Here is a 13,524-nt window from a genome sequence, read left to right on the forward strand (position 1 = left end):
GGTTACTTGGGCAGCGGCGTGGTTACACCCTTGACGTGCCAGTCCATGGCGACGATCTCGGCCTCGGTCATCGTCTTGCCGGCGGGGACGCCCTCGGCGCCGTCGGCCTTGGCGATCGGACCGGTAAAGGGCGAGAAGCTGCCGTCGGCGATCTTGGCTTCAACCGCTTTGATCTTGGCCATCGTGTCGGCCGGGATGCCCGGGTTCCAGTCAACGACCTCGACAACCTTGTCGCCGACGCCCAGGAAAGCGTTGCCGCCCTTGAAGGTGCCGGCGAGGTGGGCGTCGACCGAGGCCTTGAAGAAGGGCGACCAGTCGGTCGCCACGCAGCCGAGATAGGTCTTGGGCGCGTATTTCTTCATCGACGAGTTGAGGTTGAAGGCGGGGACGCCGGCCTCCTCGCAGGCCGAAATGACGGACGGCGTGTCCTGCGCGTTGGAGAAGATGACGTCGCATTTCTGCGCCAGCAGCGCCTTGGCGGCTTCCTGCTCCTTGGCCGGGTCGAACCAGGAGTTCACCCATACGACCGAAACCTCGACATCGGGCCTAACCGCCTGCGCGCCCAAGGTGAAGGCGTTGATGGAGGTGATCAGCTCGGGGATGGCGAAGGCGGAGACGGAGCCAAGCTTGCCGGTCTTCGAAAGCGCGGCTGCGGCCATGCCCATCAGATAGGTGCCCTGCGAATATTGGGCCGCGAAGGGCGAGAAGTTCGGCGCCACCTGGAAACCGGAAGCATGCAGCACGGTGACGTCGGGATTGCGCCGCGCGATCTGAAGGGCGCCGTTCTGGTATCCGAAGGAGCCGGCGATGAGGAACTTGTTCCCGTCGGCGACCGCCTTGTTCATGATGCGGTCGGCGTCGGGTCCCTCCTGTATGTTCTCGATGATGGTGACCTTAACCTTGTCGCCGTAGGTTGCCTTCACCGGCTCGAGCCCGTCGGCGAGCGCGCGGCCCCAGCCGACGTCGCCGACCGGCGACGGGACCACCAGCGCGATGCCCAGCGGCTCGTCGGCGGCAAGCGCGCGGCTGCCCACCGCGGCAACGAGGCCGGAAGCGGCGGCGCCCTTCATCAATGTTCTGCGGGTAAGATTTATTAGCATGTCGGTTCCCCTTGCTTTTGGTTTTGGTTGCTAGAATTGCACGGTCGCCAGCGCCGCCTCGGCTTGCGCGAACAGCCTGGCCTCGTCGAGTCCCGGGAATTCTCCCTTGGCCCAAACGACCCGGCCGTTGATCATGGTCATGTCGGTCGGCGCGCCGATGCCCACCTTGGCCAGCAGGCTCAGCGGATCATGCCTGGTGCCGACATAGTCCATGCGCCGGGTGTCGATGGCGAAGAGGTCGGCGGCCATGCCGGGCGCCAGCCTGCCGATGTCGCCGCGCCCGAGCAGCGCCGCGCCCCCGGTCGTCGCATAGCCGAGGAAATCGGCCGGCGGCGGCACCGGATGGTCGCGCGTCGACGCCGCCAGGCATTGCAGCATGTAGGCGGAATGTATGCAGTGCATCAGGTTGGAATTGTCGTTCGAGGCGGCGCCGTCGCAGCCCAGTCCGACACTGAGCCCGAGGGCCGACATCGCCGGTATGTCGGTGATCTCGGCGCCGACGAGGTAGACCGGCTCAGGGCAATGCGAGACGCCGGTGCCGCTCGCCGCCATCTTGCGCAGCTCGTCGTGGGTCAGCTCCCAGCAATGGGCATAGAAGGCATCCGGCCCGCAGAAGCCGATCTCGGCGCAATAGTCGACCGTGCGCAGGCCGTGACGGGCCTGCATGACCGGGCTTTCGCCCTCGCCGACATGAGTGTGCATGCGCACGTTGCGGTCGCGCGCCAACGCCACCGATTCCACGAAGGTGTCGCGATAGCAGTTGACGGGCTGGCAGGGCGCGACGACGACCTGGCGCATGCCGAAGCGACCGGTGTCATGGTAGGCGTCGATCAGCCGGGCGCAGTCGGCGATGAACTCGTCCGTCGTTTCCAGCATGGCGTCGGGGATGGTCGAGCCTTCCGATTTCGGCAGCGTGTTGCCGCCCCGTCCGGCATGGAAGCGCATGCCGAGCAGTTCGGCCGCTTCGAACTGCCGGTCGATCAGCCGTTTGCCGGCGTGCCGCGGAAAACAGTATTGATGGTCGAAAGCCGTCGTGCAGCCGTGCTTTATCAACTCCGCCATCGCCGTGACCGACGCGTGGTAGAAGCATTCCTCGGTCAGACGCGAGAAAATGGGGTAGATGCGGTCGAGCCATTCGATGACCGACAGCTTCGTCCAGTCCAGGTCGGCGCGGTTGCGCACGAAGCATTGGAAGAAGTGATGATGGGTGTTGACGAGGCCGGGATAGACGAACCAGCCGGCGGCGTCCTGCGCGACGGTGCCGACAGGCAGTTCTCCCTTGTCGAGGCCTTCGCCGATGGCCCGTATCGCCGGGCCGTCGGTCAAGACATCGACATTGCGACGGACGCGCGGACCGTCGCCATCGTCGACGATGACCGCAGCGCAGTTCTTCAACAGATAACCCGCCATGTCAGGCTTCGCCGCCTTCGAGGACGGGCTCGGGTTTGAGCTCGTGCAGCCGGTGGATGCCGGGCATCTCGATGAAACCGTCGATGGCGCGGATCGCCCGCGACCATAGCCGGATCGCCGGATAGGGATCGAGCGAAACGCCGCCGTCGGGCGCCAGCGCGACATAGGGAAAGCAGGCGATATCGGCGACCGTCGGCCGGTCCGACGCAAGGAAGCACTGGCCGCGGATGCGCTGTTCGACGAGGCCGGCTTCCAGTTCCCGCAGGGCCGCCGTGGCCTGCGCGCGAAGCACATCGATATTGCCCGGACGCAGCAGCATCTCGTGCAGGCGCGCCGCTCCCAGGCTGGCAGTCAGCCGATGCGAGAAGGAGAGCCATTGCTGGACGCTCGCCGCCGGTCCGGCCGCATCGTTGCCAAGCCATTGCGGCGCCGCCTTCGCGGCCAGATAGACCAGCATGGCCGAGGATTCGGTAAGGACGAGGTCGCCATCCTCCAGAATGGGGATCGAGCCCGCCGGGTTGAGCGCCAGGAGTTCGGGGCCGCGATGCTCGGCGCCGGGATGGAAGTCGACGGGGCGGATGTCGAGCGCCACACCGGTCAGCGCCGCCATCAGGCGCACCTTGTAGCAGCTCGGTGACAGCACGTAGTCGTAGAGCTTCATTGCGCCACCAGTTGCGCGCCGTAGGTGTAGCCATGGCGTTTCAGCCAGCGCCTGTAGGCAACCGAAGTCAGGTCGGCCCGCGTGGGAATCTCCATGCCGGGATCGAGCGGCAGCAGCCCCGGGATCTGGTTTTCAAGGATCGAGCGGTCCTGGACGAAGATCGTCTGCTGGAAATGGATCAGGTCCGTCATCGGCGTTTCGTCGTCGAACAGCGCCATCCATGGCCAGACGTCGCACAGGTCTTCGGCAAGCGGCTGCACGAAAAGGGTGATGACGTCCCATTCACCCGGGCGCGGCGGGCAGGTCTTATAGAGGATCGAGCAGGTCGGCGCGGGCACGCGATACATGTATTGCGTGGTGATGCCACCTTCCGCCGACTTGGCGGCCTGCGGCTGGTAGAACTGCACCTGGGTCGCCCAGACCTCGTCTTCGTCCTCGCGGATCTCGACCTTGTAGTTCTGCACCTCCGTATGCGGCTCGGCTCCCAATATGTCGGTATGGACGAACGGAAAATGCGCGATGTCCAGGAAGTTCTCCACCGCGCGCAGCGGCGAGCAGCGCACGCGCACCACCCCGACATCGACGAGCCGGCGGCCGGGCTGGTCGGCCTCGGGGATCGCAAACAGCGGCTTTTGCGGATCGCCGAGCGACGCCCAGACATGGCCATAGCGGATACAGGCGGGCAGAACACGTCCGTTGCCGCCGGTGACCTCGGCGTTCCCGTCCTCGCCGAGCCTCACCTCGATCGGCTCGCCCATGAGGGCGGTCTTGCGTCCATGCGCATCAAGCTGGCTGGCAAGGCCGACCGGATACCATTCGTCGATCATCGCGTTGCGGGTCATCGGGCGGTCCCGCTGGCCGCAACCTGCTCGGCCGCCCGCCGCAGCGCCTCGGCGGCCCTCGACGCGGCGATACGCTCGCTCGGATTGCTGTCCTCGTCCACCAGAACATGCATCAGCGTCCGCGCTTTGCCTTTGGAAGCAAGAAGCAGCCGCACGGTGCGGCCATCATGCGTGTAGTCGAGCAGGCCTTCGCCGGCCTTCGTCCCTGCGGCCGACTCCAGCGCGGCGACGTCGGCCTCCACCACCATTGAGCGCAGGGGGATAACGCCGTCGAACCGTGGCGGCCCGGCGGCGGGTTCGCCAACCGGAATCCAGATGATGCCCCCGCCATCCTCGACGGGCTGTGTCGCGACACGGATCGTGTCAGGCGGCGTCAGCGCCGGATGGGCCGGAATGCGCAGGCAGTTTCCCGCCTGGGCATAGCTCCAGCCGTGATAGATGCAGGATAGGGTCTCACCGCGCACGAAGCCGTGGGAGAGGCGCATGCCGCGATGAGGGCATCTGTCGGCAAAGGCCGCTGCGCGGCCGGAGCGGCTTCGCCAAAGGGCAATCGGCCCGGCTGGGGATTGCGCTGGCATCACGGTTCCCGCCGGCAAGTCATCAGAGAGGGCAACAGGCATCCAAGAGCCGGTCGAGTAGGGAGGCATACATCAACTTTCAAACGACACCAGCATGTTCCCGGGCGCGGCCTAGCGGTCAAGGACATGCTAAAAGACCCGGTCACGTTTGCACAACATTTCCTCACTGGCAACAATGCCCAAAAAAGGTGCATGTCACCCTGGTAGGGAGACCAGCGACTGGAAAACCTAGCCCGATTCGCCCTCTATCGGCGCCCGCCGGATGGCCTCGACCCAGACATCGATTGGTCCAAGAGAGCACCCCATCTCCATCATGTCGATGAGCTCGACCGGCCCGGCAATGTCGAGTTCGATGCGGTCGGGACCGGCAACGCATATGGCCTGTGCGAGCCCGAGCTTGGCGGCATGACGCTCTATCCACGGAAGGAAGGATGCCGCCTTGACATCGCCGAGGATCGTCATGCGCTCCCGCCAGGAATGGTGATTTTGCTCGCTCATAGAAAACCTCGGCAATGAAACAGATATCCATTTATCTGCATTATGCTCAATCGCTGAAGCACCTGACCAAGCGCTATGAACAGGCTGTGGTGCGCGTCTTGCAATCCCTCAATCCTCTATGACGTCCGCAAATTTTCTTCTGTGAGCATCGCGCCAACGGGCTGACGCTGATCGGGCGATAGGAGCGATATCAATTCCCGGAAGGCACGCCGACATAATTCTGCGTCTTGAAGAGTCCGGCCAGATGGGCGGCGTTGGAGGCCGCCATCTTGATCATGCCGACGACTTTCTGCGGTGTCCCGGGAAGATCGACGAAGTTGACGTCGCCCATCGCTTCTCCGACCCAGTACACGCCGCCATTGGCGGGAACGGTGAACCCGACATCGTTGAGCGCCTGATAGCACTCGGCATGGCAGTGATGTGCGCCATCCTCATTGCCGACGATCGCCACCAGCGCGACCTTGCCGGCAGCCGGCATGCGTCCGCTGTCGTCGGTCTCGGACAGGAAAGCGTCCATCCGCTCCATCACGCGCTTGGCAACGCTGGACGGCTGCCCCATCCAGATTGGCAGGCCAAGGATGAAGATGTCGGCGGCCGGGATCTTTTTGCGCAGCTTCGGCCAGTCGTCGCCTTCGCCCATGTCGGAGAGCACGCCTGGCTTGATGTTGTGGGCGAGCGCACGTGCCGTTTCGCATTCGATGTCATGTGTCGCCAAGGCCTCGGTCAACTCAGCAAGCATTCGATCGGTGGAGGACTCCTCGCCGTCCCGAGGCATCTTAAGTGTGCAATTCAAAGCGAAAGCGTTGAGCGGCATCGAAACTTCCCGGCTGAATCTGGTGACCAACGCGGAGGGTCGACACTGGTTGCCTCTCTCTATGCAACAACCATCCGGAAAGGGTCAGGTGTTTCATTGGCGGGATCGGCTCGGCCAGAACGCCGTCGCGACCTCAGGCGCCTTTGGGCGCCGGTTCGATTCCGGTTGACGGAGTCGAGTTCGTTGCAGCCAAGCTATGGAAACGAAAGCCAGAACGCTGAGTCTTTTAAAGCTGTTGGTGCCCAGAGGCGGATTCGAACCACCGACACGCGGATTTTCAGTCCGCTGCTCTACCAACTGAGCTATCTGGGCCTGCGCCGGCTAACGGGAACCGCCCGCCGGATTTCAAGGAAGCGCCGCGGCCCCTTGAAAGCGCGTGGGTTATAGCACGGGAATCCTGGCTGTCCAGCGCCTAAGGAGCGATTTTCCGGGCAATTGTCGCAGGCGCGTGATGAGGTTCGAACGAAGCAGTCGCGCTTGCCGGCAAAGCCGGGATCTGATTGCCCGCAACCGCCGTGGAACGGCGGCTTGCGGCTCGCGCTCAGCCCTCGTCCTTGGGCGCGGGTCCCGGCTTCGGGCTGTCCTCGTCTTCCTCTTCGCCGTCACGTCCGGGTATGACATAGGCGCCCTTCAGCCAGCGATTGAGGTCAATGTCCTTGCAGCGCGCCGAGCAGAACGGATAGTGCTCGCGCGAGGAAGGTTTTCCGCACTCGGGGCAGGGCCGCTTCGGCCGAAGCGGTGTCACCTTGTCGTCCAGGCTCATGAGCGTGAGGCGTGCCAGTTCCGGTGCGCCTTGAACCCTTCGCCCGAAAGCAAAGCGACACTTTCATAAAGCGGAAGGCCGACCACATTGGTGTAGGAGCCGACCAGCTTGACGACGAAGGACCCGGCCAGGCCTTGCACGGCGTAGCCGCCGGCCTTGCCGCGCCATTCGCCGGAGGCGACATAGGCGTCGATCTCCTCGCGCGGCAGCCGCTTGAAGCGCACCCTGGTCTCCACCAGCCGCTGGCGCAGCTTGCCGCCCGGCGTGATCAGGCAGACGCCGGAATAGACGCGGTGCGAACGGCCGGAGAGCAGGCCGAGGCAATTGATGGCGTCGTCGATCGTCTCGGCCTTGGGCAGAATGCGCCGCCCCACCGCCACCACCGTGTCGGCGGCGAGGATAAAGGCGGGCGCGTAATCTTCCTCGCTTTTCAGCGAGGCCAGCGCCTTCTCGGCTTTGTCCTTGGACAGGCGCTTGGCCAGCGAACGCGGATGCTCGGCGCGCTGCGGCGTTTCGTCGACATCGGCGGGCAGCACCCGGTCCGGCTCGATGCCGGCCTGCTGCAGCAATTCGATGCGGCGCGGCGAACCCGAGGCAAGCACGAGCTTCTGCAGGATGCTCATCGCGCTTGACGCCGATTTGCTACTTGAAACGGTAGGTGATGCGGCCCTTGGTCAGGTCGTAAGGCGTCATCTCGACCAGGACCTTGTCACCGGTCAGCACGCGAATGCGGTTCTTGCGCATGCGGCCGGCCGTGTGGGCGATGATTTCATGTTCGTTTTCGAGCTTCACGCGAAACATCGCATTGGGCAGCAGTTCGGTGACCACACCTGGAAACTCGAGGACTTCTTCCTTCGGCATTCGATACCTTTGCTTGGATGGGCGTTCCAGGACTCGGCTGGAAATTGCGGCGGAACCTATATGATAATCGTCCGCTTGTGAACACGCTTAATCTGTCGCGTTTTTAGCCTTCGGAGGCAGGAAACGTCGGCTTATGCGCGCCTTCAGCCGCTCGCGCACATCGCGATAGGCCGCCATGATGTGTTCTCGGCTGCCGCCAGTGTCGGTCGGGTCGGGCATCGGCCAGTATTCGACCTCGACGGCGAGGGAGCGGGTGAGCTCGAGCGCGGCGTGGTGCGCCTCCGGCGCCAGGGTCACGATCAGGTCGAAATAATCATCCTCCAGATCCTCCAGCGTCCGGGGCTGGCGCTCGCCAAGCGACAGGCTGTCCTCGGCAAGCACCGCGTCGACGAACGGGTCGCGCTCGCCGGCGCGCACGCCGGCTGAAGCGACGAAGGTGGTGGCGGGCAGCATGCGGCGCGCCAGTTGCTCCGCGATCGGCGAGCGTACGGCGTTCATGCCGCACAAAAACAGGATCGAGTGGGGCAGGGCGGGCACTAGAGCATGATCCCAAAAAGTGGGAACCGGTTTTTGGGAAAGATCATTCTCCAACAAAAGACCATGATCCCGAAAAGTGGGAACCGGTTTTCGGACAAGATCATGCTCCAACAAAAGAGCATGACCCCAAAAAGTGGGAACCGGTTTTTGGGAAAGATCATGCTCCAACAAAAGACCATGATCCCGAAAAGTGGGAACCGGTTCTTGGAAAAGATCATGCTCCAACAAAAGACCATGATCCCGAAAAGTGGGAACCGGTTCTTGGAAAAGATCATGCTCCGACAAAGAGCTGGATCAGGATGGTGTTTCAACGAAACATCATCCCGATCTAGCCCCGCCAGTGCAGCACGCAGACCAGCGTGAACAGCCGGCGCGCCGTGTCGAAATCGATCTCGATCTTGCCGGCGAGCCGGTCCATCAAGGTCTGCGAGCCTTCGTTGTGCAGGCCGCGCCGGCCCATGTCGATCGCCTCGATATGGCTCGGCGTCGAGGAGCGGATGGCCTCGTAGTAGCTCTCGCAGATCAGATAATAGTCCTTGACGATGCGCCTGAGGGGCGTCAGCGACAGGATGTGGGTGACCACCTCGGCGCCGTTCTCGCGGCTGACGGCAAAGACCAGGCGCGACTCAGCCAGCGACAGCTTGAGCTTGTAGGGACCGGCGCCGTCGTCGTTGACCGGCTTGAAACTGTTTTCCTCGATGAGGTCGAAGATCGCGACCGCCCGCTCGTGCTCGACATCGGGCGTCGAACGTCCGATCGATTCGTCGAGCTCGACGTCGATCAGCCTGTCGCGGGGTTGGTCGCGGCCGGACATCGCTACATGTTCAACCGGATCGCGACGGAGCGGGCATGCGCGTCGAGCCCTTCGGCCTTGGCGAGCGCGATCGCGGCGGGCGCCAGCGCCTTGAGCTGTTCGGGCCCAAGCTTCAGGATCGAGCTGCGCTTGACGAAATCGAGCACCGACAGACCCGAGGAGAAACGCGCCGAGCGTGCTGTCGGCAACACGTGGTTGGAGCCGCCGACATAGTCGCCGATGACCTCAGGCGTATGCCGCCCGATAAACACGGCGCCCGCGTTGCGCATCCTGGAAAGGAAGCCCTCGGCATCCTCGAAAGCAAGCTCGACATGTTCTGCCGCGATCCTGTCGACCAGCGGCAGCGAGGCCTCCAGCGTCGGCACTAGGATCACCGCGCCGAAATCGCGCCAGCTGGCGGCCGCCGTATCGGCGCGCGGCAGGACCTTCAGCTGGCGTTGGACCGCCTGCTCGACCGCCTTGCCGAATTCGGCATTGTCGGTGATCAGGATCGACTGCGCCGAGACATCATGCTCTGCCTGCGCCAGAAGGTCGGCCGCGATCCAGTCCGGATCGTTGTCGGCGTCGGCCACGACCAGCACTTCCGATGGCCCGGCGATCATATCGATGCCGACCGTACCAAACACCTGGCGCTTGGCCGCCGCGACATAGGCATTGCCCGGCCCGACGATCTTGGCGACGGGCCTGATGGTCTCGGTGCCATAGGCAAGTGCTGCAACCGCCTGCGCGCCGCCGACGCGATAGATCTCCGAGACGCCGGCAAGGTCGGCCGCCACCAGCACCAGCGGATTGATGACGCCGCCCGACGCCGGTACGACGATGACGATGCGCTCGACGCCGGCGACCTTGGCCGGCACGGCATTCATCAACACCGAGCTCGGATAGCTCGCCGTGCCGCCGGGCACATAAAGGCCGACGGCCTCGATCGCTGTCCACCGCGAGCCGAGCTCAACGCCGGCGGCGTCCGTATAGCGGTCGTCCTTCGGCTTCTGCCGTTCATGATGCGAGCGGATGCGGTCGCGCGCGAATTCGAGCGCCTCGACGGTGGCCGGATCGGCCGCCTCATAGGCTTTGGCGATATCGTCCTTCGAGACGGCAATGCCGAGCGTTCCGAGATCGGCTCTGTCGAACTTCAGCGTGTAGTCGATCAGCGCCTTGTCGCCTTCGGCGCGCACGCGGGAGATGATGTCGCGCACCACGGCCTCGACATCGGCCGAAACCTCGCGCTTGGTGGTGAGGAAAGCCGAAAAACGCTGTTCGAAATCGGCGTCCTGCTGTCGGAGCGTGATAGCCATTGCGCTTCAGCCTCTGTGCACAGGTCGCGAGGCGGCTTCCCAGGAGCCGCCGACATCGGCAAGCCTGGCCTCGATGCATTCAACGTCGAGCATGATGGTGCCGCCGCCCGAAAACACCAATTCGATGATGCCGGCCGGCTTGCTGGTGGCAATGAAGCTGATCGCCAGCAGCGACAGCACTTCGGCGGGCTTGTCGCGTTGAATGCCGCTGGTCTTGACGCCGAGCACGCGGTCAAAATGCAGAACGCTCTGCCGCCGTTCATTGTGCTGGCGGAAGAGGCCCGATTTCGCTTCCCAGACGAAGCGATTCATGGTCAGCACGAAACGCTTGGCCGCCGGCAGGTACTCCAAGTCGGAGACCCTCATCACGGCGTCCTGGACATGCGCCGAGACGATGCTCAGATCCTGGTCGTCGAACGCGATGAGCTTGAGGGCTGCCATGCGGGATGCGCACCTGAACGTTGATAAGTCAGCGTTCTGTTAGAGCATGATCCCGAAAAGTGGAAACCGGTTTTCGGCAAGGATCATGCTCACACAAAAAGCGAGAGCGTGATTGAACTCGGCTAGGTCGAGTTCAATCACGCTCTAGTGGGTCTTTCCGCTCGGCGCAACCGCTCGGAAAGAATGCCGCGGAACGTCAGCCCGAAATGCGCTCGATCACCGCGCCGCAGCCCGAGAGCTTCTCTTCCAGCCGCTCGAAGCCCCGGTCGAGGTGGTAGACGCGGTTGACCGTGGTCTCGCCTTCGGCGGCAAGGCCGGCGATCACCAGCGATACCGAGGCGCGCAGGTCGGTCGCCATAACGGGAGCGCCCTTGAGCTTGGCGACGCCGTCGACGATCGCCGTCTGGCCGGAAAGCGTGATGTGGGCGCCGAGGCGCGCGAGCTCCTGCACATGCATGAAACGGTTCTCGAAGATCGTCTCGGTGATGCGCGACTTGCCCTTGGCCATCGTCATCAGGCCCATGAACTGCGCCTGCAGGTCGGTCGGGAAGGCGGGGAAGGGCGCGGTGGTCACGTCGACCGGCGCAATGCCGGCGCCGTTGCGCTTGACGCGAATGCCCTCGTTGGTGGGCGTGATCTCGGCGCCGGTCTGGACGAGAACGTCGAGCGCCGTCTGCAACAGGTCGGGCCGCGCGCCTTCCAGCATCACATCGCCACCGGTCATCGCCACCGCCATGGCATAGGTGCCGGTCTCGATGCGGTCGGGGATGACGCGGACACGGGCGCCGGACAGCGCCTCGACGCCCTGGATGGTGATGGTGGGGGTGCCGGCGCCGTGGATCTTGGCGCCCATGGCGATCAGGCATTCGGCGAGATTGATGATTTCCGGCTCGCAGGCGGCGTTTTCGAGCACCGTCTCGCCCTTGGCGAGCGAGGCCGCCATCATCAGCACGTGGGTGGCGCCGACCGACACTTTCGGGAACGCGTAGCGATTGCCGTGGAGACGGCCGTTCCTTGTCTTGGCCACGACATAGCCATTGTCGACGTCAAGCTGGGCGTCCAGCGCCTGCAGACCTTCGAGGAACAGATCGACCGGGCGCGTGCCGATGGCGCAGCCGCCGGGCAGCGACACCTTGGCCTCGCCCATGCGGGCAAGCAGCGGCCCGATCACCCAGAAGGAGGCGCGCATCTTCGACACCAGCTCGTAAGGCGCGGTGGTGTCGACGATGTTGCGGGCGGAAAAATTGATGGTGCGCGAATAGCCTTTCTGCTGGCTCTCGCGCCGGCCGTTGACGGAGTAGTCGACGCCGTGATTACCAAGGATGCGGATCAGCTGCTCGACATCGGCCAGATGCGGCACGTTTTCGAGCGTCAGCGTGTCGTCGGTGAGCAGCGAGGCGATCATCAGCGGCAGCGCCGCGTTCTTGGCGCCCGAGATCGGAATGGTACCGGCAAGCTCATTGCCGCCGACAATTCTGATGCGATCCATAAGAAAACGTCCCCTCGGCCAGAACAGGCCGCTTCAATCGGTTGAGTGTGCCCGGCTTAGACCATTGGCCGGCTTGGTTCAAGAAATAGGATTTTCTTAAAACCGGACCGACTATGGCCGGGCAGTATGGCTGATTTGGTCAGTCCTTGTGCATTTTTCCAGCAGCCGGCAAGCCTTCCGACCGCTGATCGGCATCGCGGGCGCGCTGGTTGTCAGCGTCGCGGGCGCGCTGGTTGTCAGCGTCGCCCGCGCGCCGGGACCGCGTCTGCGCCTTGCGCTTCTGCAGATTGGCGCGCAGCGCCTTGGCCAACCGTTCCTTGCGAGCGGCTTCGCCCTTTTTCGGTGGATTTGTCTTCTCGCCCATCGTCCAATCCGTGACCGGTGGTCAGCCGGCTGCGATTCCGCAATGGGTAGCATTTTGGCCCAGCGATGTCATGAAAGCAGGCGGCCAGGCGGGCTTCGGGCTTGTGGATCAGCCGCGCATGCCGCTTCGAGCCGCATAAATTGTCGGCAGGAATCGCATGCGACGCTTTGGGTTTTTCTTGGCCTTGCGCTTGCCGGTTCGATATGGCAGAAGCGCCGCCATCGCAGGCTGCGGTAGCTCAGTGGTAGAGCACTCCCTTGGTAAGGGAGAGGTCGAGAGTTCAATCCTCTCTCGCAGCACCAGCTTATCCCATTGAAATCGCTGACACTTTTGCGATCATTTGTTCAAGCCGACTTCAGAACATGGTGCCGTCGAAGTCCGCCAGCTTCGGATACGCGATCGTAGGAGCGTGTGCGAGGCTGAGGATGCGGTCGCGATAACGATCGAGCCACATCCGGCGCTCACCGTCGCTGATGCGCGCCGGCGCGTGCACGAGGAAAGGCTCGATTACCGTGAAGCCGACGAAGTAGAGCATCCCATGGTTGATAGGGAACAGGATTGACCCGATTGGGCCGTTCAGTCCTCGGTCGGAATAGATCGGCGGCGGCCCGCCGATCGTGACGGAACACATAGCGCGCTTTCCGGCGAAGACGCCGCGATCATACCATTTGCCGCCGCCATAGATGCGGCCACCCGATGCGAAGACCCGGTCAACCCAGCCTTTGAGAATCGCCGGCAGCCCGAACCACCAGAGCGGAAACTGAAGGATCAGGACATCGCACCAAAAAAGCTTGTCCATCTCCGCCTGGATATCTGGAGCAAATCCGTCCTGGGCGGCGGCGTTCGCCTCCTCAGCCTGCTGGCGATAGTAGTGCGCATCGAGCACGGTCGTGAAGTTGTGGCGATCCGACACCGGATTGAAGCCCATCGCATAAAGGTCGGAGATCACGACCTCGTGCCCAGCCGCAGCCAGCGCTTGCTCAGCCGCGCGGGTTAGGGCACCGTTGAAGCTGTTCGGCTCGGGGTGGGCGTGAACGATGAAGATGCGCACCGTGCT

At 63.6% G+C, this 13,524-nt stretch carries 17 protein-coding genes and 2 tRNA genes; 1 reads left to right on the forward strand and 18 read right to left on the reverse strand.

What is annotated here, in order from left to right; translation table 11 throughout:
* Positions 1-2: 2 nt before the first annotated feature.
* The 17 genes from CK230_RS24460 to CK230_RS24540 all read right to left on the reverse strand — a co-directional run bounded on the left by CK230_RS24460 (position 3) and on the right by CK230_RS24540 (position 12,467).
* The gene (locus CK230_RS24460; RefSeq protein WP_095819697.1) at positions 3-1,100 is read right to left on the reverse strand and encodes a BMP family ABC transporter substrate-binding protein; all 1,098 of its coding nucleotides are present in this window, start codon (positions 1,098-1,100) and stop codon (positions 3-5) included.
* 30 nt (positions 1,101-1,130) lie between these two features.
* Positions 1,131-2,510, reverse strand: coding sequence for an amidohydrolase (locus CK230_RS24465; protein WP_095819698.1), 1,380 nt, complete (start codon positions 2,508-2,510; stop codon positions 1,131-1,133).
* 1 nt (position 2,511) lies between these two features.
* Positions 2,512-3,171, reverse strand: coding sequence for a glutathione S-transferase family protein (locus CK230_RS24470; RefSeq protein WP_095819699.1), 660 nt, complete (start codon positions 3,169-3,171; stop codon positions 2,512-2,514).
* A complete protein-coding gene (locus CK230_RS24475) occupies positions 3,168-4,013 on the reverse strand; it encodes an aromatic ring-hydroxylating dioxygenase subunit alpha (protein ID WP_095819700.1) in 846 nt (281 codons plus the stop codon). The genes CK230_RS24470 and CK230_RS24475 overlap by 4 nt, the downstream gene beginning before the upstream one ends.
* A complete protein-coding gene (locus tag CK230_RS24480) occupies positions 4,010-4,660 on the reverse strand; it encodes a Rieske 2Fe-2S domain-containing protein (protein WP_095819701.1) in 651 nt (216 codons plus the stop codon). The genes CK230_RS24475 and CK230_RS24480 overlap by 4 nt, the downstream gene beginning before the upstream one ends.
* 159 nt (positions 4,661-4,819) lie before the next feature.
* A complete protein-coding gene (locus CK230_RS24485; RefSeq protein WP_095819702.1) occupies positions 4,820-5,089 on the reverse strand; it encodes an acylphosphatase in 270 nt (89 codons plus the stop codon).
* A 190-nt stretch (positions 5,090-5,279) separates the two neighbouring features.
* Positions 5,280-5,903, reverse strand: coding sequence for an NAD(P)H-dependent oxidoreductase (locus CK230_RS24490; RefSeq protein WP_095819703.1), 624 nt, complete (start codon positions 5,901-5,903; stop codon positions 5,280-5,282).
* A gap of 236 nt (positions 5,904-6,139) precedes the next feature.
* Positions 6,140-6,215, reverse strand: a tRNA-Phe gene (locus CK230_RS24495).
* Between the two features lie 229 nt (positions 6,216-6,444).
* Positions 6,445-6,666, reverse strand: a complete 222-nt coding sequence (gene yacG / locus CK230_RS24500) for a DNA gyrase inhibitor YacG (RefSeq protein WP_095819704.1) — start codon at positions 6,664-6,666, stop codon at positions 6,445-6,447.
* On the reverse strand, positions 6,663-7,289 hold the full coding sequence (locus CK230_RS24505) for a Maf-like protein (protein WP_095819705.1): 627 nt from the start codon (positions 7,287-7,289) through the stop codon (positions 6,663-6,665). The genes yacG and CK230_RS24505 overlap by 4 nt, the downstream gene beginning before the upstream one ends.
* A gap of 19 nt (positions 7,290-7,308) precedes the next feature.
* Positions 7,309-7,527 carry a translation initiation factor IF-1 gene (gene infA, locus CK230_RS24510; protein ID WP_006200926.1) on the reverse strand — a complete coding sequence of 73 codons (219 nt, stop codon included), beginning with the start codon at positions 7,525-7,527 and terminating at the stop codon, positions 7,309-7,311.
* An 87-nt stretch (positions 7,528-7,614) separates the two neighbouring features.
* Complete coding sequence (locus tag CK230_RS24515) at positions 7,615-8,064, reverse strand: low molecular weight phosphatase family protein (RefSeq protein ID WP_280952568.1); 450 nt, start codon at positions 8,062-8,064, stop codon at positions 7,615-7,617.
* A 328-nt stretch (positions 8,065-8,392) separates the two neighbouring features.
* A complete protein-coding gene (locus CK230_RS24520; RefSeq protein WP_095819707.1) occupies positions 8,393-8,878 on the reverse strand; it encodes a UPF0262 family protein in 486 nt (161 codons plus the stop codon).
* 2 nt (positions 8,879-8,880) lie between these two features.
* Positions 8,881-10,173 carry a histidinol dehydrogenase gene (gene hisD / locus CK230_RS24525; RefSeq protein WP_095819708.1) on the reverse strand — a complete coding sequence of 431 codons (1,293 nt, stop codon included), beginning with the start codon at positions 10,171-10,173 and terminating at the stop codon, positions 8,881-8,883.
* Positions 10,174-10,179: 6 nt separating this feature from the next.
* Positions 10,180-10,614 carry a DUF2948 family protein gene (locus CK230_RS24530; protein ID WP_095819709.1) on the reverse strand — a complete coding sequence of 145 codons (435 nt, stop codon included), beginning with the start codon at positions 10,612-10,614 and terminating at the stop codon, positions 10,180-10,182.
* A gap of 196 nt (positions 10,615-10,810) precedes the next feature.
* Positions 10,811-12,103 carry a UDP-N-acetylglucosamine 1-carboxyvinyltransferase gene (murA, locus tag CK230_RS24535; protein WP_095819710.1) on the reverse strand — a complete coding sequence of 431 codons (1,293 nt, stop codon included), beginning with the start codon at positions 12,101-12,103 and terminating at the stop codon, positions 10,811-10,813.
* 139 nt (positions 12,104-12,242) lie between these two features.
* A complete protein-coding gene (locus CK230_RS24540; RefSeq protein WP_095819711.1) occupies positions 12,243-12,467 on the reverse strand; it encodes a hypothetical protein in 225 nt (74 codons plus the stop codon).
* Between the two features lie 227 nt (positions 12,468-12,694).
* Between CK230_RS24540 and CK230_RS24545 the strand changes: the two genes are divergently transcribed.
* Positions 12,695-12,769, forward strand: a tRNA-Thr gene (locus CK230_RS24545).
* 53 nt (positions 12,770-12,822) lie between these two features.
* On the opposite strand, the gene CK230_RS24550 is transcribed toward CK230_RS24545, so the two are convergent.
* The gene (locus CK230_RS24550) at positions 12,823-13,518 is read right to left on the reverse strand and encodes an NAD(P)H-dependent oxidoreductase (protein ID WP_095819712.1); all 696 of its coding nucleotides are present in this window, start codon (positions 13,516-13,518) and stop codon (positions 12,823-12,825) included.
* Positions 13,519-13,524: the final 6 nt, after the last annotated feature.

This window comes from Mesorhizobium sp. WSM3859, assembly GCF_002295065.1.
GTDB lineage: Bacteria > Pseudomonadota > Alphaproteobacteria > Rhizobiales > Rhizobiaceae > Mesorhizobium.